Here is a 21,091-nt window from a genome sequence, read left to right as displayed (position 1 = left end):
GTGCCGGAACTGTCACCACACGCACTTACCCACCGGTAGCGCCGCCCAGGAGTCTTTTCCTCCGACCGGCACGGCCGGTACCCGGCCGGGTGAGGAGGGACGTGCATGACGGTGGCCGACGCGACGACGACACCCCCGCGGACGGCGGCGGCCCTGACGGCGCTCGCCGAACGCCGCGCCCGCGCCCTGCTCGGCGGCGGACCACAGGCCGCCGCCCGGCAGCACGCCCGAGGCCGGCTCACCGCCCGGGAACGCGTCGAACTGCTGCTGGATCCCGGCTCGTTCGCCGAGACCGACGCCCTGGTGCGCCACGACTGCCCGGCCCTGGGCGCGTCCCGCCCGTACGGCGACGGCGTGGTCACCGGGCACGGCACGGTCGACGGGCGGCCGGTGGCGCTCTTCGCGCACGACGCCACCGTCTTCGGCGGGAGCATGGGCGAGGCGTTCGGCCGCAAGGTGCTCAAGGTGATGGACCACGCCCTGAGGACCGGCTGCCCGGTCGTCGGCCTCAACGACTCCGGCGGCGCCCGCATCCAGGAAGCCGTGGTCTCCCTCGCCCACTACGCCGAACTCGCCCACCGCAACGTCCGCGCCTCCGGGGTCATCCCGCAGATCTCCCTGCTGCTCGGGTCCTGCGCGGGCGGCGCCGCCTACTCACCGGCGCTCACCGACTTCACCGTGATGACCGAGGGCACCTCCCGGATGTTCGTCACCGGACCCGACGTCATCCGCTCGGTCACCGGCGAGGACACCACCGCCGAAGCCCTCGGCGGCGCCCGCGCCAACGCCACCGTCAACGGCAACGCCCACTACCTGGCCGCCGACGAGGCCGACGCCTTCGACTTCACCCGGGTGCTCCTGTCCTACCTGCCCGCCAACAACTGCGAGCCGCCGCCGGTCTACGCCGGCCCCGGCGCGGACGACGCCGCCGACGACCCGGTGCTCGACACCCTCGCCCCGGCCTCCCCGCGCGCCGCCTACGACATGCGGCACATCGTGCGCCGCGTGGTCGACGACGGCGAACTCCTGGAGATCCACGAGCGGTTCGCGCCCAACGTGGTGTGCGCCTTCGCCCGCGCGGCCGGCGCCACCGTGGGCGTGGTGGCCAACCAGCCGGCCCACGCCGCCGGCGCCCTGGACATCGACGCCTCCGAGAAGGCGGCCCGCTTCGTGCGCTTCTGCGACGCGTTCGGCATCCCGCTGCTCACCTTCGTCGACGTCCCCGGCTACCTGTCCGGCGCCGAGCAGGAACGCGACGGCATCGTGCGCCGCGGCGCCAAACTGCTGTACGCGTACTCCGAGGCCACCGTCCCCCAGGTCACCGTGGTCACCGGCAAGGCCTACGGCGGCGGATACGCGGTGATGGGCTCCAAGCACCTGGGCGCCGACGTCAACCTGGCCTGGCCCACCGCCCGGATCGCCGTCATGGGGGCGCGCGGCGCGGTGGAGATCCTGCACCGGCGCGCCCTGCGTGAGGCCGCCGACCCCGACGCGCTGCGCCGCGAACTCGCCGACGCCTACGAACGCGAGGTCGCCACCCCCTACACCGCCGCCGAACGCGGCTACCTCGACGCCGTCATCGCGCCCCGCGAGACCCGCCGGTACGTCCTGCGGGCGCTGCGGGCGCTGCGGGAGAAGAGCCGGCCGGCCCCGGAGCGGCGGCACGGCAACATCCCGCTGTGACCACCGTGGGCGCGCCCCGCCGCGTCCGCCGTGCGCACCGGCCCGGCACGCCGCCGGGACGCGCGTGCCCCGCCCCGAGTTCCCCGTCCCCCCCCCGAGAACCTGGAGCCGCCATGTCCGCCGTCCGCGAAGCACGGCCAGCGCCGGACGACCGCCCGCTCACCGAACACCTGCGGCACTGGGCCACCGTCCGCCCGGCCCACCGGGCCTTCACCTTCGTGCGCTTCCCCGACCCCGGCCCGGGCGGCGCGCCGGCCGCCACCGGGGTGCACGACTCGCTGACCTGGCGGGGACTGCACCGGCGGGCGACCGCCGTGGCCGCCGAGCTGACCCGGCGGACCGGCCCCGGCGAACGGGTCGCCCTGCTGCTGCCGCAGGGGCTCGACTACGTGGCCGCCTTCCTCGGCTGCCTGTACGCCAGGGTCATCGCCGTGCCGCTGTTCGGCCCTCAACTGCCCGGCCACTCCGGGCGGTTGGCGGCAGTGCTGCACGACTGCGAGCCGGCCTGCCTGCTCACCGACTCCGCGACCGCCGGCGCGGTACGCGACTTCACCGCCCGGCACGCGGTGCCCGGCGCCCCGGTGATCGAGACCGACCGGATCCCCGACGACGAGGACGGACGCACCCTGCCGCCGCCCGACCCGGACGACATCGCCTACCTCCAGTACACCTCCGGCTCCACCCGCACCCCGGCCGGCGTGATGATCACCCATCGCAACGTGGTCGCCAACGCCCGGCAGGCCGCCGGCGCCTTCGGGCTCGCCGCCGACACCACCACCAGCGTCGGCTGGCTGCCGCTCTTCCACGACATGGGGCTGGTGCTCAGCGTCGCGGCGCCGGTGACCGGCGGCTGGCCGTCGGTGCTGATGGACCCGGTGGCCTTCCTCCAGCACCCGGTGCGCTGGCTGCGGCTGCTCGGCGGCTACCCCGGCACCCTCAGCGCCGCCCCCAACTTCGCCTACGACTACTGCGCGCGGCGCGTCCCGGCACCGGAGGCCGCCCGGCTGCGGCTGGACCGGGTGGCGGTGCTGATCAACGGCAGCGAACCGGTGCGCGGGGCCACCCTGGAGCGCTTCCAGCGGGCGTTCGGCCCGGCGGGGCTGCGCCCGCAGGCCCAGTGCCCGGCGTACGGGCTCGCCGAGGCCACCGTGCTGGCCTGCGCCGACCGGCCGGACTCGGTGCCCCGGCAGGTGGCCTGCGACCGCGCCGCGCTCGCCCGGGGCCGGGTCGTCCCGGCGGGCCCGGCCGGGGACGACCCGGCGCTGCTGGTGGACTGCGGGGCACCGGCCGGGCAGCGCATCCGCGTCACCGACCCGGACACCGGCGTGCCGCTGCCCGACGGCCACGTCGGCGAGATCCGGCTGCGCGGCCCCAACATCGGCCTGGGCTACTGGAAGCACGCCGGGCGCACCGCCGGCACCTTCGCCGCACCGCTGCCCGGCGAGGCGGGGGAGTGGCTGCGCACCGGAGACCTCGGCGCCCTGCACGAGGGACGGCTGCTGGTCACCGGCCGCGCCAAGGACCTGATCATCGTGGACGGCCGCAACCACTACCCGCAGGACATCGAGGAAACGGTGCAGAACACCGTCACCTCGGTACGCACCGACCGGGCGGCCGCCTTCACCGTCCCCGACGGGAACGGCGACGACGACGGTGAACTCCTGGTGGTCGTCGCGGAACACCGACAGAATCTGACGGTACGTCAGGACGAGTGGGCCGCCGCGGAACGCCTCGCCCGCACCGAGGTCGCCGCCCGGCACGGGATCCGCCTGCACCGGCTGGTGGCCGTGCCCCCGGGCACCGTACCGCGCACCTCCAGCGGCAAGGTCTCCCGCACCGCCTGCCGCACCCGCTACCTGGCCGGCTGCTACCGGTCGGACGCCGACGGCGCCCCCGGCTACACCCCGGACCCGGCGGAGGCCCGGCGGTGAGCGCCGGCCGCGACGAGACCGCCGCCGTCGTCCGCCGCACCGTCCTCGCCCGGCTGCGGGAACGGTACGGGACCGACCCCGCCGAGGTCACCGACGACCGGCCGTTCGCCGAACTCGGGGTCACCTCCCGGGACGCCGTCGCGCTCGCCGGGGAGATCACCGAGGCCACCGGGGTCGCCCTGCCCGGCACCGCGCTGTGGGACGCCCCCACCCTGCGGCGCCTGCTCGACCTGGTGTGCTCCGGCGCCCCCGCCACGGGTACGGACCGCGAACCGGCCGCGCCCGGCCCCCGCGGCGACACCCGGATCGCGGTGATCGGCATCGGCTGCCGGCTGCCCGGCGGCATCGAAGGCCCCGGCGCCTTCTGGGAGTTCCTCACCCGCGGCGGCGACGCCGTCGGCACCGTCCCCGAGGACCGCTGGGCGGGGTTCGCGCCCCCGGACGACCCGGCGCTCGCCGCGGTGAGCCGGCACGGCGCCTTCCTCGCCGACGTGGCCGGCTTCGACGCCGACTTCTTCGGCATCGCCCCGCAGGAGGCCGCCGCCATGGACCCGCAGCAGCGGCTGCTGCTGGAGGTGGCCCGCGAGGCGCTGGACCACGCGTCGGTGCCCGCCGGCTCGCTGGCCGGCTCGGACACCGGGGTCTTCGTCGGCATCAGCGGCAACGAGTACGCCCGGCTGACCACCGCCGACCTCGGCGCGGTGGACGCCTGGACACCGCCCGGCTCCGCCCTGTCGGTCGCCGCCGGACGCCTGTCCTACCTCCTCGACCTGCGCGGCCCCAGCATGGCCGTGGACACCGCCTGCTCCTCCTCGCTCGTCGCCGTCCACCACGCGGTGCGCAGCCTCACCGACGGCGAGAGCGACCTGGCGCTGGCCTGCGGTGTCAACCTGCTGCTGTCACCCGCCGTCACCCTCGCCTTCCAACGCGCCGGAGCCCTCGCCCCGGACGGCCGCTGCAAGGCCTTCGACGCCCGCGCCGACGGCATCGTGCGCGGCGAGGGCTGCGTGGTCACCGTACTCAAACGCCTCACCGACGCCCAGCGCGACGGCGACCGGATACTCGCCGTGATCCGCGCCACCGCGGTCGGCAGCGACGGCCGCTCCAACGGGCTGCTCGCCCCCAACGGACAGGCCCAGCAAGCCCTGTTGCGCCGCTGCTACCCGCACCACGGACCGGTCGACGCGGCCCGGGTGGACTACGTCGAGGCCCACGGCACCGGCACCGCGCTGGGCGACCCCATCGAGGCCGCCGCGCTCGGCGCCGTCCTGGGCGCCGGGCGCGATCCGCGGCACCCGCTGCTGATCGGCTCGGCCAAGGCCAACCTCGGCCACCTGGAGGCGGCGGCCGGCATCACCGGGCTGGCCAGGACCGCACTGGCGCTGTGGCACGACGAGATCCCGCCGCACCCGCACTTCACCACGCCCAGCCCGCACATCGACTTCGACGCCCTGCGGCTGCGCGTGGTCACCGGCTGCGAACCCTGGCCGCGCTACCACGGCACCGCCACCGCCGGCGTCTCCGCCTTCGGCTTCGGCGGCACCAACGCCCACGTGGTGCTGGAGGAACCACCCGCGCCGCCCCGCTCTCACGGCCCCCGGCCGCCCGCCATCACGCTGCTGGACGCCCCCGCCGCCGACCGGGTCCGGGACGCCGCCGCCGAACTCGCCGACTGGCTGCGCACCGCCCCCGTCCACCGCGCCGACCCCGCCGACGTCGCCCACACCCTGGCCGGCCGCACCGGACGCGGCGGGCACCGCGCCGCCGTGGTCGCCCGCGACCGGGACGACACGGTGGCGGCCCTCACCGCGCTCGCCGCCGGCCACCCGCACCCGCACGTGGTCACCGCCGCGCCCGGCACCGCCGGCCACCCCGGCGTGGTGTGGGTCTTCTCCGGCTACGGCTCCCAATGGCCGGGCATGGGCCGCCAACTGCTCGACCAGGAACCGGAGTTCGCCGCCGCCGTGGACCGCCTCGACCCGCTGCTGCGCCGGCACGCCGGGTTCACGCTGCGCGAGGTGACCGACCCCGGCGCCGACCTGTCCTCGCCGGCCGTGGTGCAACCGGCGCTCTTCGCCCTCCAGGTGGCGCTGGCCGGACTGTGGCGCTCCTACGGGGTGCGGCCGGCCGCCGTGATCGGCCACTCGATGGGCGAGATCGCCGCCGCGGTCGCCGCCGGGGCGCTGGACGCCGAGACCGGGGTGCGGGTCGCCGTCCACCGCTCCCGGCTCCTCGCCGGGCTCAGCGGCGGCGCCATGGCCGTGGTCGACCGCGACGCCGCCGGTCTCGCGCGCCTGGCCGGCCGGCTGCCCACGCTGCGGGTGGCCGTGCACGCCTCACCCGGCCAGTGCGTGGTCACCGGCTCCACCGCCGACATCGACCACCTGATCGCCGAGGTGACCGCCGACGGCGGACTCGCCCGCTCCCTGAAGGTGGCCGCCGCCGGACACTCCCCGCAGGTCGACCCGTTGCTCGCCCCGCTGGTACGGGCGCTCGGCGAGGTGCCGGCGACCGGGCCGGACCACCGCTTCTACACCACCGTGCTCGACGACCCGCGCGCCCTGCCCGCCTTCGACGCCGGCTACTGGGCGGCCAACCTGCGCCGCCCGGTCCGCTTCAGCCAGGCCGTCACCGCCGCCGCCGAGGACGGCCACCGCGTCTTCGTGGAGGTCTCCCCCCACCCCACCCAGCACCATCCGCTCGCCGCCACCCTGCGCGCGGCCGGCGTCCACGACCCGGTGATCCTGCCGACGCTGCGCCGCGGCGCCGACGAGACCGCGGTCTTCCGCACCTCGCTGGCCGCCCTGCTGGTGCACGGGGTACCGGCCGGGCCACCGCGCCTGCTGCACCCCGGCGCACGCGTCACCGACGTGCCCTCGCCGCGCTGGCGCCACCGCCACCACTGGGTGGGCGCCGCTCCGCAGGCGGCGCCGCGGACCACCGCGCCCGGCGGGGAGAGCACGGACCCGCTGCTCGACCGGGTACGGCACACCGTGGCCGACGTCCTGGGCTACCGTCCCGAACAGCTCGACGCCGGGCGGGCGTTGACCGACCTCGGGGTCGACTCGCTGATGGCGGCCCGGCTGCGTGCCGCGGTGGCCGCCGAGTTCGGCGTCGACGTCCCCCCGCGTACCCTGCTGGCCGGCGGCACCCTCGCGGACGTCGCCGCGCTGCTCGCCCCGGCCGCGTCCACGGCCACCGGCCGGATCGCCCCACGGGACGCGGCCGAACGGCTCGTCGCCCACGCCTGGCAGCAGGCGGCCGGCGGCGCCCTGCCCGGCGCCGACGACGACCTGCTCGACCCGGCGCCCGGTCCGGCCGTCCTCGACCGCTTCCACGCCGCCCTCGCCGAACGCGCCGCCCGTCCGCTGCCACCCGCCGAACTCACCCGCGCCCTGGCCACCGTCGCCGCCGTCGCCGACCGGCTGCGCCCCTACCTCGAACCCCCGGTCGACGGCGCGCTGCGGACCTTCCACGACGGCGGAGCGGGCGCCCCGCTGTTCCTGGTGCACCCGGCGGGCGGCTCCTCGGCGGTCTACCGGGCGCTCGCCACCCGCCTCGGCGGCGACCGGCCGGTGCACGGGCTCGACCGCCTCGACCACCTCGCCGACGTCCCCGAACGGGCCGCCGAGTACGCGCAGTTGGTGCGCCGCCGCCACCCGAACGGCCCCTGGGCGGTGGGCGGCTGGTCCTACGGCGGCGTGGTGGCCCAGCACCTCGCCCGGCTGCTCGCCCCGCACGGCACGGTGACCGCGCTGGTGCTGATCGACAGCGTCCTGCCGCTGCCCGCCCCCGCGCTCACCGCCCGCGCCGAGGCCCGCCGCCGCTTCGCCGGCTTCGCCGCCCACGTCGAGCACACCTACGGCAGCCCGCTGCCGCTGCCCTACGAGGAACTGGCCGAACTCGACGACGCCGCCCAGATCGACCTGGTCGTCAAGGCGCTGGAGCAAGCCGTCGACCTGCCCGCGGCCGTACTGCGCCACCAGCGCGCCTCCTACCTCGACCTGCGCAGCGGCGAACGCCACACCCCCGGCCGCCACCCCGGCCCCACCCTCCTCTACCAGGCCACCGACCCCGCGCCGCACACCGTGCGCGACGCCCGCTACGAACGCGACGACCCCGGCCTCGGCTGGCCCGCCCACTGCCCGGAACTGACGGTACGTCACATCCGCGGGCACCACCTGTCGCTCCTCGACCCGCCGGCCGTCGACGCCCTCGCTCAGGCGCTGCGCCGGGACCTCGCCGCCCACGACCCGTCATGACCCGCACCCGGGAAAGGCCCGTCATGCCCAGCCACCGAGCACACCCGTCCCGCCGCGCCGCCCTGGCCCGGCTGCTCGCCGTGGCGGCCGGTGCCGCCGTGGCCCGCCCCCCGTCCGCCGCCGCGGCCACCCCGGCCGACGCCACCGCCGACGACGGCGCCCGCGTGGTCGCCACCACCTGGCTGGACGCCCGCACCGCCGACCTGGTGGTCGACTCACCCGCGGTCGGCGCCCGGGTACCGCTGCGCCTGCTGCTCCCGGCCGGCTGGGCGGGGCGGCCCGAACGCACCTGGCCGGTGCTCCATCTGCTGCACGGCGCCCACGACGACTACACCTCCTGGACCCGGGAGACCGGCATCGCCGGCTTCACCGCCGACAAGGACGTCATCACCGTGATGCCGTCGGCCGGGCCCACCGGCATCCCCTCCCGCTGGTGGGACTGGGGCAGCGCCGACCCGCCCGACTACGAGGCGTTCGCCGTCGACGAGGTGATGCAACTGCTGCGCCGCGGCTACCGGGCCAACGGGGTACGCGTCGTGGCCGGCGTCTCCACCGGCGGCTACGGCGCGCTCGCTCTCGCCGCCCGCCACCCCGGCGCCTTCGCCGCCGCCGCCTCCTACAGCGGCATCACGTACACCACCCTGGTCGGCGTCCCCGAGGTGGTCGGCGCCATCGTCACCCGCGAACTGCTCGACCCGCTGTCGCTGTGGGGCGACCCGGTGCTGCTGCGGTCGCTGTGGCAGGAGCACGACCCGTACGTGCGGGCGCCCGCGCTGCGCGGCACCGCGCTCTACGTCTCCTGCGGCGCCGGGCTGGTCGGCGGCGGACTGTTCGACCCGTCGGGGCAGGCCATGGAGAGCGCCCTGTGGCCCACCGCGCTGGCGTTCACCCAGCGCCTCACGGACCTCGGCATCCCCGCCCGGACCCACCTGTACCCGGGCGGCGCGCACAACTGGACGTACTGGCAACGGGAGTTCCTCGCCTCCTGGCCGGTGCTCGCGGCCGGGCTGGGACTGCCGTCCTGACGGCGGCGCACCCGCGTCCCGGGCCGCCACCGGTCGGCATGCCCCGGACAAACAGGGCGGTCGTCCCGTGCGCCCGGGACACCGGGCCGACCACCCTTCTTCCCACGGCCGTTGCCCTCGGAGCGCAGCGGACCGGCCCGGTGAAGGAGGAGAGATGTCCGGACACAACACGTCCCGCGCGCGGATCCGCAAGGCCGCCGCCTCGATGGTGGCCGCCGGGGTCGTGGCGCTCGGCGGACCGACCGTGGCAGCCGCCCCGGCCTCGGCCGCCGACCACCACCCCAAGCCCGCCCCCAAAGGCCCGGTCACCGCCGTCCACGGCGGCCGGCTGCTCCACCCACTGCACGTCTCCGGCTGCGACAGCTTCCGCCGCAGCGGCGACGGCGTCCGCTGGACCGCCAACTGCCGTGTCGACAGCGGCCGTTCCGGCTCCTGGACGCACTGCTCGGACGGCACCGACATCTACGGCCCCCTCGTCGGCCCCGGCTACTGGATCTTCGGCGGCGACTGCTCCGGCCACGGCGTCGAAACCAACTGGGGCGTCTACGACGGCTGACCGCCCCCGACAGGTGGGCACCGGGCGCCCCACACCCCCGGTGCCCACCGCCACCGCGGTCAGGTACGCCGCTGTGCCCGGCCGGGTGCGATTGATCTTGCTCCGGCACAGGACCGTTCATGCGGGATCAGACTGTCCGTGAACGCCCTGGAACGTCCCTGCTGCGGTGAACGCGTTGGTGATCGGCGCGATGAGCGAGGCGAAGCGGCGGGCGCCTGCGTCGCCGATCGGTGCCCACAGCGCGGCGCAGTGCTCGTCCGTCTCCACTTCGATGCGCTCGCGTGCCGCACTGCCGGCGTCGGTGACCATGGCGTCGGAGTCGAGCCAGCCGCGCGCGACGAGGCGTGCCGTCGCCGCGCTCCACTCCTCGTCGTCCCACTGGCGGGTCGCTCGCGCGAGAGCTGTGGGGAGGCGGCCGGTCGCGGTGTGCAGAACGAGGCAGTCGCAGGGCCCGAGGCCGTTGTCGGCGAGTACGACGAGATGGGCGTCGCCGCGCCACTCGCGCGCCACCGTGATCTGCTGCCAGAGCGCGACGAGGGGATCGGGGGGAAGCGCGACCGAGGCGTTCGCGGCGGCCAGCACCTTGCCGGCGTAGTCGGCACCGGCGACGACCGGGTCGATCAGCGAGCGCGCCTCGGCAAGGTGGTCATCCGTGGGATGGACGTCGACGCGCCGCATCGCACGGCCGGCGGCCCGGAAGCGGGCGGCCTGCCACCGCTCCGGCGGCGCGGCGTCCCACACGCCCGCCATGGCCCGCACTGCCCGCGGACTGAAGTTGTAGAAGGCCGCGAGCGTGACCTGCCACGGAACCGCGCCCATCGCGGCCGACCGGAAGGCCAGATACGCCGGCCCGCGGTCGGTCACGCCGAGCCCGGCCGCCTCCTCGGCGGTCTCGGGGACGAGGTAGATGAACAGGTGGGCGTCGCTGACGGCGTGGCTGACGTCACGGACGGCATTGAGGTCCATCGGGCCGTCGCCGGCGCCGCCGGGAAGAGTGTCGAGGTGCATGGCGGTGGTGTCTCCGGGAGTCGGGCGGCGCTGTCAGGCGGGCGTTTCGGCAGTGGCGGTCAACACCGCGCGTCCGAGGGTGTGACCGGCCATGGTGAAGCCGAGGACGGCCGGTGTGGCGTCGGCCGGGACGCCTGTCGAGGGGATGTCGAGGGCGTGCACCACGACGAAGTAACGGTGCGGGCCGTGTCCGGCCGGCGGGGCGGCGCCGATGTAGCGGGCCACGCGGGCGTCGTTGGGCAACTGATAGGCGCCCTCGGGCAGATGTGAGCCGGTGTCGTCGCCGGCGCCCTCGGGCAGCTCGGTGACCGTGGCGGGGATGTCGGCGACCGCCCAGTGCCAGAACCCGGACCCGGTGGGGGCGTCGGGGTCGTAGACGGTGACGGCATAGCTCTTGGTGCCGTCCGGGGCGCCGCTCCAGGACAGCTGCGGGGATATGTCCTTCCCGCCGGGCAGGCCGGAGGAGTGCTGCTCGGGCGGCCACGCGGCGCCGTCGGAGACGGTGGTGCTGGTGACGGTGAACGAGGCCGCCTGGGGGAGGCGGGCGAAGGGGCCGTCGACAGGCACAGCGGTCGTTCCTTTCCGGACGAGGGCGCCCTCATGGGCTGCTGAATCGACAGCAACACTGATAATCGATTATCCAATGGATCGTCTAGGATGAGCTCATGACTCAGACGGCGCACTCCTCGAGCCCGCCGGGGAAGCAGATGCTTTCCGAGCAGGTCTACGCACACCTGCGGGACGCGATCATGCGCGGGGACCATCCCCCCGGCGCGCCCCTCAAACCGCAGGAGCTCGCCAAGGAGCAGGGCGTGAGCCTGGCCGTGGTGCGCGAGGCGCTCGTCCGGGTGGTCGGCGAGGGGCTCGCCGACCGGCTGCCCAACCGCGGTTTCGCGGTCCCGTCCTTCTCCGACCGCCGCTGGCAGGAGATCGCGGAAGCCCGTCGGACCGTCGAACCGGTCGTCCTGCGCATGTCCATCGAGCGCGGCGACGTCGAGTGGGAGGCCCGCGTGCGGGCCGCCCACCATCGTCTGGTGCGTACTCCGGCGTACGTGCCGGAGGAGGGCGAGTACTACACCGGCGCCTGGGCCGAGGCTCACCGGGCCTTCCACCGCACGTTGCTGGAGGGGTGTGGCAACCGCGCGCTGCTGGAGACCTTCGACCGGTTGTGGACCGCGAGTGAGCTGGCCCGCCGTTGGTCGGCGCACCGCAACCCCGACCGGGACGGCACCAAGGAACACCGCATGCTGGAGGAGGCGGTGCTGGCCCGTGACGCCGACACCGCAGCCGCGGTCCTGGTCCAGCACCTCACCTTGACCGCGGCTGCTCTGACCGACGATTCAGGCCAGGCCACCTAGGCTTACGCCACAACAGCGAGGCCGAGGTGGAAACTCATTGTCCAGCTCGAACCGGCCGTAGGGGTTCAGGTGGGTCCAGAACAACGGGGGACCGAGCCCGCCCTCACCCCGCCGGAGCCGTCGGCAGACGGATGGCCGCCCGGACGGCCCTACCGGCCGCGCCCCCGCCCCGTCCGCGCGGCCTCACCCCGCCCGGCCCCGGCGCGCGCCGCCGCGATCCGCTCGGCTCACCCGGACGGCGGTCGCCGGGCGGTCTTCGCGCGGGCCGGGTACCCCGTGTCCGCCGTCTGCGGATGCCGGGGCGGCGGGGGGCGGGGAACCTGGGGGTGGGGCACGGCACGGTGAGGAGGCGAGGCGGCCATGGGGTACGGCGGTGACGCCCCCGGCGGACCATGGGCGACCGAGGTGCCCGGGCCGGCCCTGGACGGGGTGCGGGCGGTGCTCCTCGACACCGACGGGGTGATCACCGACACCGCGCGGCTGCACGCCGCCGCTTGGAAGGAGGCGTTCGACGCCTGCCTGCGGGCCCACGGCGACGACCGCCCCTTCGACCCGGACGCCGAGTACCGCGCCCACGTCGACGGCGCCTCCCGCCTCGACGGCGCCGCCGCCTTCCTCGCCTCGCGCGCCCTGCGCCTGCCCGCCGGCCACCCCGGCGACCCGCCCGGCACCGGCACCGTGCACGCCGTCGCCGCCGCCAAGGACCGCCTGCTCACCGTCGCGCTGACCGCGGGTCCGGTCACCGCGTGGCCGGACGCCGTACGGCTGCTGCGCGCGCTGCGCCGCGCCGGGGTGGCGCGCGCCGCCGTCTCCGCCTCCCGGCACGCCTCGCAGGCGCTGCGCGCGGCCGGGGTGGACGCCCTCCTCGACCTCGTGGTGGACGGCCGGGAGGCGGCCCGGCTGGGGCTGCCCGGCAAGCCCGACCCGGCGCTCTTCCGGCACGCCGCCCGCCGTCTGGGCCACCGCCCGGACCGCACCGCGGTCGCCGAGGACGCCCCGGCCGGGACCGAGGCCGCCCGCCGCGGCGGCTTCCACCCGGTGATCGGGGTCGACCGCACCGGCGGCCGGGCCACCGCCGAGCTGACCGCGCACGGCGCCGACCTGATCGTCACCGACCTGACGCGACTGCTCCGCCCGGCGGGAGGCTGACATGGCCGACCCGGAGGGCTTCTCCTTCAGCTACATCGGCTGGGACCCGGCCGAGGAACGGCTGCGCGAATCGCTGTGCACCCTGGGCAACGGCTACTTCGCCACCCGGGGCGCCGCCACCGAGGTCACCGGCGGCGCCGCCCACTACCCGGGCACCTACGCGGCCGGCTGCTACAACCGGCTGGTCTCCGTCGTCGACGGCCACCGGGTGGAGAACGAGGACCTGGTCAACCTCCCCAACTGGCTCCCACTGCGCTACCGGATCGCCGTCGAACCCGGGGGCCGCCCCGGCACCCGCTGGCTCACCCCCGAGGACCCGGGGCTGGTCGCCTACCGCCAGACGCTCGACCTGCGCGGCGGCACCCTCACCCGCTGGCTGCGCTTCACCGACCGCGCCGGACGCCACCTCGGCGTCGAGCAGACCCGGCTGGTGCACATGGGCGACCCCCATCTCGCCGCGGTACGCACCACGTTCACCGCCGAGGACTTCTCCGGCACCCTGGAGGTGGAGTCCGGGCTCGACGGCCGGGTCGACAACTCCGGCGTGGCCCGCTACCGCGAACTCGCCGGCCACCACCTCGGCCAGGTACGTGTCGGCACCGAGGCCCCCGACATCCTGCGGCTGCGCTGCGCCACCGTCACCTCCGGCATCCGGATCGCGCTCGCCGCCCGCACCCAGGCCCACGCCGCCGAAGGGACCGCGCCGGTGCCGATGCGGGCCCGGCTGGGGGAGCGCACCGCGGCGCACCGGCTGACGGTGCCCGTCGCGCCGGGGGCACCGGTCACCGTCGACAAGGTCGTCGCCCTGCACACCTCACGCGACCCGGCGATCAACGACCCGCAGGGCGCCGCGGTGGAGGCGGTGGCCCAGGCCCCCGGCTTCCCCGCCCTCCTCGCCGCCCACCACTCCGCCTGGCGGCAGTTGTGGCGCCGGGCCGACCTCGACGTCCCCGGCGAGCCCGGACGCATCCTGCGCCTGCACCTGTTCCACGTCCTGCAGACCCTCTCCCCGCACACCGCCGAACTCGATGTCGGCGTCCCCGCCCGCGGCCTGCACGGCGAGGCGTACCGCGGCCACGTCTTCTGGGACGAGCTGTTCGTGCTGCCCTACCTCAACCTGCACTTCCCCGAGGTCTCCCGGGCCCTGCTCACCTACCGCCACCGCAGGCTGCCGCAGGCGTGCCGGGCCGCCCGCGCCGCCGGGTACGCCGGCGCGATGTATCCGTGGCAGAGCGGCTCCGACGGCCGCGAGGAGACCCAGACCCTGCACCTCAACCCGCGCTCGGGCCGCTGGCTCGCCGACCACTCCCGGTTGCAGAGCCACGTCGGCTCGGCCGTCGCCTACAACATCTGGCAGTACGGACAGGCCACCGGCGACAGCGAGTTCATGCACACCAAGGGCGTCGAGACGATGGCGCAGATCGCCCGCTTCTGGTCGCACCGGGCCGAGTACGACCCGGTGCTGGAGCGCTACCGGATCCGCGGTGTGGTCGGCCCCGACGAATACCACGACGCCTACCCCGGCGCCCCGGCACCGGGGCTGGACGACAACGCCTACACCAACGTCACCGCCGCCTGGGTGCTGGCCCGCGCCCTCGACCTGATCGCCGCGCTGCCCGCCCCGCGCCACGCCGAACTGCGGGAACGCCTCGGCCTGGGCGAGGAGGAGACCGACCGCTGGCAGGACGTCTCACGTCGCATGCGGGTGCCGTTCCACCGGGGCGTGGTCAGCCAGTTCGACGGCTACGGCGACCTGGCCGAACTCGACTGGGAACGCTACCGCGCGACCTACGGCGACATCCGCCGCCTGGACCGCATCCTGGAGGCCGAGGGCGACACCGTCAACCGCTACCAGGCGTCCAAGCAGGCCGACGTGCTGATGCTGGGATACCTCTTCTCGCCCGCCGAACTCTCCGGGCTCCTCCACCGACTCGGCCACCGGCTCGACGACGACACCTGGCGGGCCACCGTCGACTACTACCTGCGGCGCACCAGCCACGGCTCCACCCTCAGCGGGCTGGTCCACGGCTGGGTGCTGGCCCGCGCCCGGCGCGCCGAGGCGTGGGCCTACTGCCACGAGGCGCTCACCGGCGACGTGGCCGACGTGCAGGGCGGCACCACCGCCGAGGGCATCCACCTCGGCGCCATGGCCGGCACCCTCGACCTCGTCCAGCGCGGCCTGACCGGACTGGAGACCCGCGGCGAGGCCCTGTGGCTCGACCCGGCGCCGCTGCCGGAGTTGTCCGAGTACGGCTTCTCGCTGCGCTACCGGGGCCACTGGGGGATCACGGTGCGCATGAAGCCGGGCCAGATGCTCATCAGCGTCCCCGCCTCGGACGAGGCACCGGTCCATGTGGTCCTACCCGACCGGGAGTTGATCGTCCCGCCCGGTGACGAACGACTGGTGCCACTGCCGGTAACCTGACCGCCGCACCGGTGATCCGGGGAACTTACGGGGGAGTGGGACGTGCACGGTCCGGGTGGGGCGACCGCGGTCGGCCTGGTGGTCCTCGCGCTGCTGGTGGTACGGCAGTTCCGGCAGCGTCCGGCGCTCGGGGGCGGAGCGGTGCCGATGTTGTGTGTGCTCGCCGCGCTGGGCGTGGTGGCCCTGGTCTTCGGGGTGCTGTCGGTGACCAAGGCGCGTCCGCCGGCCGCGCTCACCATCGCGCTGCTGGTGGCGGGGCAGGTGATGGCGGCCGGGTTCGGCGCGGCCCGTGGGGCAACCACCCGGGTGTGGCGGGACGGTGACGGCACGGTGCTGCGCCAGGGCACCGCAGCCACCGCCGTGCTGTGGCTGCTGTCCATCGGCGCCCACATCGGCCTGGACGCCTGGATCGACCACACCACCGGCACCGGCCTCCTCGGCCCCGCCACCATCTACCTCTACCTGGCGGTGACGCTGGGCACGCAGTACCTGGTGGTCCGCCGGCGCGCCGTCGCGCTGGGCTGACGGCGCCGCCGGTGCGGACGGCCGGTTCACCGGGTGGGCGGGGCCGGGAAGAGGGTGCGTTCGGCGTGCTGGGTGTCGGTGTACTCGCGCACCGAGGTGATCCGCCCGTCCCGCACGGTGAAGACACCGAGGCAGGCGTTGTCGTAGGCGCGGCCACCGGCGGCGACACCGCGCGAGGTCCATTCGGCGACCACCTGTTCGCCGTCGGCGACCACGTTGGTCAGGGTGATCCGCGGTGCGCCGCCGGGCGCGAACAGGGCGCCGGCGCCGCCCAGGAACTCGTCGACGATGGTGTCACGGCCGGTCCACACCCGGCTCAGCGGCAGGTCCCCGGGGTAGGTCCAGGTGGCGTCGGCGGCGAAGCTGTCCCGGATGGTGGCGAGGTCGCCCTCGGCCACGGCGTTGACGTAACGGACGACGACGGTACGCGGGTCGAGCTGGGTCATGGTGTCTTTCCCTCTGTCTCGTTGGTGTGTTACGGGGGGCGGGGTCAGCCGACGGTCAGGACGGCCTTGCCGCGGATCCGCCGGGCGCCGAGGTCGGTCAGGACGGTCGCGGTGTCGTGCCAGTCGGCGAGCCGGCCGATCCGCGGACGCAGCCGGCCCTCGGCGGTCAGCCGCGCCAGGGTCCGCAGGTCGGGGCCGTACGGCCGGTCGTCCGCGGCGTAGCTGAAGTGGCTGACGGAGGCGCCGACCGGGCCCGCGAAGAAGTCGAAGAAGTCCAGGGTCACCGGCTCCCCGCTCGCCTGGCCGAACCAGATCAGCCGGCCGTGCGGCGCCAGCCTGGCCAGCGCGGCGGGCAGCGCCCGGCCACCGGTGGACTCCAGCACCACGTCGAACGGCCCCTCGGCGTCCGCCACGTCGCGCACCACCGCCGCGGCGCCCGCGGCGACCAGTTCCGCCCCGCGCTCCTCGGTGCGGGTGACCGCCGTCACCGACGCGCCCGCGGCTGCGGCCAGTTCGGTCAGGTAGTGGCCCACCCCGCCGGAGGCGCCGGTGAGCAGCAGCCGCAGCCCGGCCGGGTGGCCCACCGTCCGCAGCAGCCGCAACGCGGTCAGCCCGGCCAGCGGCAGCGCCGCGGCCTGCGCCCACCCCACCTCCTCCGGCAACTCGGCCAGCGCGTCGGTGGGTACGGTGACGTACTCGGCCCAGCCGCCCGCCGGCGGATGGCCCACCACGCGGCGGCCGATGGGCGGGCCGGAACCGTCCGGCGCCGCCTGCACCACCAGCCCGGCCACGTCCTTGCCCGGCCGCCAGTCACCGCCGGGGCGGCCGAGCCGGCCGGCCAGCTGAAGGTGCTCGCCCCGGTTGACCGAGTACGCCGCCACCTTCACCAGCGCCTCACCGGGCCGCTGCACCGGCTCCGCCACCTCCGCCAGGACGACCCCGCCGTCCGGTCCTGGTACGAACGCCTTCATCCCGGTTCCCCTTCCTCACTCGCGTCCCTCGCGATGTCTTCAGCAACCGCCAGGGGGCAGGGGTGGTCCAACAACCGGTCGGGTACCTTGACAACCGATGGTTGTCGGTGGCGAGGACGGTGCGGTGGATCTCGATCTGGCCCAGGTGAGGGCGTTCGTCGCGGTGGCCGAACACCGCGGATTCCGGCGCGCCGCCGAGGAGTTGTTCCTCACCCAGCAGGCCCTCTCCAAGCGGATGGCACGGCTGGAGGAGGCGCTCGGGCCCGGCTGTTCGAGCGCGGCGGGCGCAACGTCACGCTCACCGAGGCCGGTTCGCGCTTCCTGGAGCCGGCCCGGGCGCTGCTGGCGGCGGGCGCGGTGGCGGTGGCCGCGGTACGGCAGGAGGCCCGGCCGGTGCGGCTGGACGTCTGGGGCCATCTGTTCGCGCCGCTGCGCACGGTGCGCCGGGCGGTGGACGCGATGGTCGGCGGGGCCGGGGTGGAGGTGGGCCGGGGACGCGATCTGCCGGCCGCGGCGGCGGCGTTGCTGCGCGGCGAGATCGACGCCGGGTTCGGCCGCCACCATCCGCTCGGCGACGGACGCGACGCGGCGCTGGCCCACCGGCTGGTGCGACTGGAACCGGTGGACGCGGTGCTGGGCGCCGGCCATCCGCTCGCCGGCGCGGACTCGTTGCGCCCGGCCGACCTGCGCGGCAGCCGGCTGCTGTACCCGGCGGCGCCCGAACGCCTGGACTTCCTGCGCCGGTTCGCCGCGCGGTTCGGTATCGAGGACGAGGCCGCCGCGGCCAACCTGGGCGTCGAGCACTTCCTGGACCGGCTGCGGAACACCCCGGACGGCTTCTCGCTCTTCCCGGCCGACGCCCCGCTGCCGTCCGGCGCCGCCGAGGGGCTGCGCGTGGTGCCGCTGACCGACCCCACGCCGCTGTACGCCTGGTCGCTGGTGTGGTCCCGGGAGCACGGCGGCCCCGGACTCGCCGCGCTGCTGCGGGGGTTCGCCGAGGCGGGCCGGCGCAACCGGTGGCTGGAGTACCGGCCGGAACGCGACTGGCTGCCGGAGGCCACCGACCCGGCGGGGACGGACGCCGGGGCCACCCGGGACGGATCCGCATAGCGGACGCCACCGTCGGCATCCGGACAGCCGCGCGCGGCGTGGTTCGTCCCCGTACGCGCCCCGTTCCGGACCGGGTGCGCGGGGTCCGCCGGAACGGACGGTGCTGGCGGAACCGTGGCCTCCGGCGGGTGGCGGGAGACCTGGGGAGGCGTGCGCGACACCCTCGCCGGGTCCGGGTGGGCCAGGCCGGAAACACCGTCTTGCCGATGGGCTCGTCGCGTCGGAATACTCGGCGGCACGCTCATTGGCATGAACACGCCTCAAGGCTGGTTCATGTCCCCCTCCGGCTCCGCCGCACCGACGGCGGGCCATCCCCCACTGGAGGTACCGAGTGAGGCACCGGCGTATCCACACCCCACGTATCGCCCTCGCGGGCGCGGGCGCGGCGGCACTCGCCGCCACCGCCGTCCTGCTGCCCGGCGCGGGAGCGGCCACCGCCGCCTCCGCGCACACCTCGGCGACGTCCCACGCGCAACTGTCGGCCAACGCCGCCCGGGCCACCGCCCTGGTCTCCCGGCTCGGCGACCGGGCGGCCGGCACCTACTACGACAACGCGGCCGGCAGACTCGTCGTCACCATCACCGACCCATCGGCGGCCGGCAGCGTCCGCTCCATCGGCGCGATCCCGCGCACCGTGAAGTACTCCGCCGCCCAACTGCACTCCGCCACCGCCACGTTGGCCCATCAGGCCCGTATCCCCGGCACCGCCTGGTCGATCGACCCCCGCCAGGACAAGGTCGTCGTCACCGCCGACCCCAGCGTCACCGGCGCCAAACGCGCACGGCTCGACGCGGCCCTCGCCCGCCTCGGCGACAAGGCGACCCTGCGGCACGTCACCTCCCGGCTGCGCCCGCTGCTCGCCGGCGGCGACGCCATCTGGGGCAGCGACGTGCGCTGTTCGCTCGGCTTCAACGTCACCGTCAACGGCTCGCCCTACTTCCTGACCGCGGGACACTGCGGCAACGCCGCCTCCTCCTGGTCGGACAGCCAGGGCGGCGGCGAGATCGGCCAGACCGTCGACTCCCACTTCCCCGGCACCGACTACGCCCTCGTCCAGTACACCGACGGCGGCGACCACCCCAGCGCGGTCGACACCTACGACGGCGGCTCGCAGAGCATCTCCCAGGCCGCCGACGCCTACGTCGGTGAACAGGTCCAGCGCAGCGGCAGCACCACCGGCGTCCACGGCGGCCAGGTCACCGGCCTCGACGCCACCGTCAACTACGAGGAGGGCTCGGTCTCCGGCCTGATCGACACCACCGTGTGCGCCGAACCCGGCGACAGCGGCGGCTCCCTCTTCGACGGCGCCTCCGCCGTCGGCCTGACCTCCGGCGGCAGCGGCGACTGCTCCTCCGGCGGCGAGACGTTCTTCCAGCCCGTCACCGCCGCGCTCAGCGCCGAAGGCGCCACCCTCCCGTAACCGCCCCCGCACCCCCGGATACCCCGCCGGGCCGCAGGCCCCCGCCACGGCCCGGCGGACGCCCCGCCCGTCCACCACGACCAAGCGCCCGGCGCCCATTCCGCCCCGGCGGAGACGCGGGGCGCTCGCGTGTCCGCCGGGCTTCCGGCCGGCCCCGCCGTCCAGGGGCGGCGGTGCGGGCCGCCGCGCTCGCGTGGTGGCGTGTGGGGGTGTGCCCGCTGGACGGCTGCGGCCCCGATCGGCGACGGTGCGGGTCGCTACGTCCTGAAGCAGGTCTCGCGCGGGGTGCGACGCGGTTTGCTCCCGCGGAGGAGCGGCGGCAGGCCGGGACGCCCAGGCCCGCTCAGGGAAACTCCGGGGGCGGCAGGCCCGCTTCGGTGGCGGCTCGGGTGGCGCGGTGGTGGGCGGCGTCGGTGGTGCGGGTGATCTCCCGCAGGCGGGCTTCGGCGGCGGACTCCTCGGCGCGGGCGTCGGTGAGCCGGGCGGACAGGCGGGCGAGGTCGCGTTCGGCGCGTTCCCGGCGGGCGCGGGCGGAGCGGCAGGCGTCGCGGGCCGCGGCGAGTTCCTCCTGGTGCGTACGGAGTTCGGCGGCGGCCTCGGCGGCGACGCGGCGCAGCCGTTGCCGTTCGCGCCGGTGCCGGGCCTCCTCCAGGTCGGTCACCGGCCCGGCGCGCCCCGGGCGGCGGTCACCGGAGGACGCCGCCGTGGGCAGCCGGTGCACCGTCGCGCCCCCGGCCGGGGCACCGCCACCGAACCCCACCGGCGCGGACAGCGGCCGGACCAGCCGCCCGGTGGCCCACTCACGGGCCGCCGCCGGGTCGGCGAGCACCGCGTGCAGCGTCTCGTTCACCGCGTCCAGCACCTCCCGGCCCACCGGCTGGCCGGCCCGCGCGGTGAGCCGTTCCACCTGCCGCAGCAGCGCCGAGACCAGCACCCGCCGCTGCGCCGACAACTCCCGCAACTCCTCACCCGACAGCCCCTGTTGAGCACGGCGCAGCGCCTCGCCGAGACCGAGCAGGGCCTCCGCCTGATCGGGGTGCTCGCGCACCAGGAGGTTGGCCGCCCACGCCGCCAGCACCGGCTTGCGCAACGCCTTGACGCGGTCGGCCAGCCCCCGTTCCCCGGCCTTTCGGGCCTGCGCCGCCCGCGCGTCCCGGGCGGCGGTGAACTCCTCCGGGCGCAGCCGGTACAACTCGTCGGCGACGGCGTCGAAATCCACCGG

16 protein-coding genes and 1 pseudogene are annotated in these 21,091 nt (G+C 75.9%); 12 read left to right on the top strand and 5 right to left on the bottom strand.

Annotated elements, in window-relative coordinates; all coding sequences use genetic code 11:
- The first annotated feature begins 105 nt into the window (after window positions 1–105).
- From SCATT_RS00275 to SCATT_RS00255, 5 genes are all read left to right on the top strand, one after another.
- Window positions 106–1,683, top strand: coding sequence for an acyl-CoA carboxylase subunit beta (locus SCATT_RS00275; protein WP_014140838.1), 1,578 nt, complete (start codon window positions 106–108; stop codon window positions 1,681–1,683).
- A 113-nt stretch (window positions 1,684–1,796) separates the two neighbouring features.
- The gene (locus tag SCATT_RS00270; RefSeq protein ID WP_014140837.1) at window positions 1,797–3,614 is read left to right on the top strand and encodes a fatty acyl-AMP ligase; all 1,818 of its coding nucleotides are present in this window, start codon (window positions 1,797–1,799) and stop codon (window positions 3,612–3,614) included.
- Window positions 3,611–7,876, top strand: a complete 4,266-nt coding sequence (locus SCATT_RS00265) for a type I polyketide synthase (protein ID WP_014140836.1) — start codon at window positions 3,611–3,613, stop codon at window positions 7,874–7,876. Before SCATT_RS00270 ends, SCATT_RS00265 begins: the two co-directional genes overlap by 4 nt.
- Window positions 7,877–7,899: 23 nt before the next feature.
- Window positions 7,900–8,901, top strand: a complete 1,002-nt coding sequence (locus SCATT_RS00260; RefSeq protein ID WP_014627209.1) for an alpha/beta hydrolase — start codon at window positions 7,900–7,902, stop codon at window positions 8,899–8,901.
- Between the two features lie 154 nt (window positions 8,902–9,055).
- Complete coding sequence (locus tag SCATT_RS00255) at window positions 9,056–9,457, top strand: hypothetical protein (protein WP_014140834.1); 402 nt, start codon at window positions 9,056–9,058, stop codon at window positions 9,455–9,457.
- A gap of 117 nt (window positions 9,458–9,574) precedes the next feature.
- Here the strand turns inward: SCATT_RS00255 and SCATT_RS00250 are convergent, their stop codons facing one another.
- Together SCATT_RS00250 and SCATT_RS00245 are read right to left on the bottom strand one after the other, a co-directional pair.
- Window positions 9,575–10,465, bottom strand: a complete 891-nt coding sequence (locus tag SCATT_RS00250; RefSeq protein WP_014140833.1) for an SCO6745 family protein — start codon at window positions 10,463–10,465, stop codon at window positions 9,575–9,577.
- A 33-nt stretch (window positions 10,466–10,498) separates the two neighbouring features.
- Window positions 10,499–11,032, bottom strand: coding sequence for a YbhB/YbcL family Raf kinase inhibitor-like protein (locus SCATT_RS00245; protein ID WP_014140832.1), 534 nt, complete (start codon window positions 11,030–11,032; stop codon window positions 10,499–10,501).
- Between the two features lie 98 nt (window positions 11,033–11,130).
- Between SCATT_RS00245 and SCATT_RS00240 the strand changes: the two genes are divergently transcribed.
- From SCATT_RS00240 to SCATT_RS00225, 4 genes are all read left to right on the top strand, one after another.
- Window positions 11,131–11,823: a GntR family transcriptional regulator gene (locus SCATT_RS00240; RefSeq protein WP_014140831.1), complete on the top strand. Its 693-nt coding sequence runs from the start codon at window positions 11,131–11,133 to the stop codon at window positions 11,821–11,823.
- A gap of 360 nt (window positions 11,824–12,183) precedes the next feature.
- Entirely contained in the window at window positions 12,184–12,972 is a 789-nt protein-coding gene (locus SCATT_RS00235) for an HAD family hydrolase (RefSeq protein ID WP_014140830.1), read from the top strand.
- A gap of 1 nt (window position 12,973) precedes the next feature.
- Window positions 12,974–15,397, top strand: coding sequence for a glycoside hydrolase family 65 protein (locus tag SCATT_RS00230; RefSeq protein WP_014140829.1), 2,424 nt, complete (start codon window positions 12,974–12,976; stop codon window positions 15,395–15,397).
- Between the two features lie 42 nt (window positions 15,398–15,439).
- Entirely contained in the window at window positions 15,440–15,922 is a 483-nt protein-coding gene (locus SCATT_RS00225) for a hypothetical protein (RefSeq protein ID WP_014140828.1), read from the top strand.
- Between the two features lie 26 nt (window positions 15,923–15,948).
- Here SCATT_RS00225 and SCATT_RS00220 read toward each other — a convergent pair whose 3' ends face one another.
- Together SCATT_RS00220 and SCATT_RS00215 are read right to left on the bottom strand one after the other, a co-directional pair.
- A complete protein-coding gene (locus SCATT_RS00220) occupies window positions 15,949–16,368 on the bottom strand; it encodes a nuclear transport factor 2 family protein (protein WP_014140827.1) in 420 nt (139 codons plus the stop codon).
- A 44-nt stretch (window positions 16,369–16,412) separates the two neighbouring features.
- A complete protein-coding gene (locus SCATT_RS00215; protein WP_014140826.1) occupies window positions 16,413–17,339 on the bottom strand; it encodes a zinc-binding dehydrogenase in 927 nt (308 codons plus the stop codon).
- Between the two features lie 97 nt (window positions 17,340–17,436).
- On the opposite strand from SCATT_RS00215, the pseudogene SCATT_RS40530 reads away from it, so the two are divergent.
- The 3 genes and pseudogenes from SCATT_RS40530 to SCATT_RS00205 all read left to right on the top strand — a co-directional run.
- Window positions 17,437–17,541 (top strand): annotated as a pseudogene (locus SCATT_RS40530) (hypothetical protein); the annotation flags it as partial.
- Window positions 17,542–17,696: 155 nt separating this feature from the next.
- Complete coding sequence (locus SCATT_RS00210) at window positions 17,697–18,449, top strand: LysR substrate-binding domain-containing protein (RefSeq protein ID WP_014140824.1); 753 nt, start codon at window positions 17,697–17,699, stop codon at window positions 18,447–18,449.
- Window positions 18,450–18,780: 331 nt separating this feature from the next.
- On the top strand, window positions 18,781–19,869 hold the full coding sequence (locus SCATT_RS00205) for a S1 family peptidase (RefSeq protein ID WP_014140823.1): 1,089 nt from the start codon (window positions 18,781–18,783) through the stop codon (window positions 19,867–19,869).
- 343 nt (window positions 19,870–20,212) lie between these two features.
- Here SCATT_RS00205 and SCATT_RS00200 read toward each other — a convergent pair whose 3' ends face one another.
- Window positions 20,213–21,088 carry a hypothetical protein gene (locus tag SCATT_RS00200; protein ID WP_014627206.1) on the bottom strand — a complete coding sequence of 292 codons (876 nt, stop codon included), beginning with the start codon at window positions 21,086–21,088 and terminating at the stop codon, window positions 20,213–20,215.
- Between the last annotated feature and the right edge of the window lie 3 nt (window positions 21,089–21,091).

Origin of the sequence: Streptantibioticus cattleyicolor NRRL 8057 = DSM 46488 (genome assembly GCF_000240165.1) — a bacterium.
Taxonomy (GTDB): domain Bacteria; phylum Actinomycetota; class Actinomycetes; order Streptomycetales; family Streptomycetaceae; genus Streptantibioticus; species Streptantibioticus cattleyicolor.
This window is presented reverse-complemented; position numbering and strand designations above follow the sequence as displayed.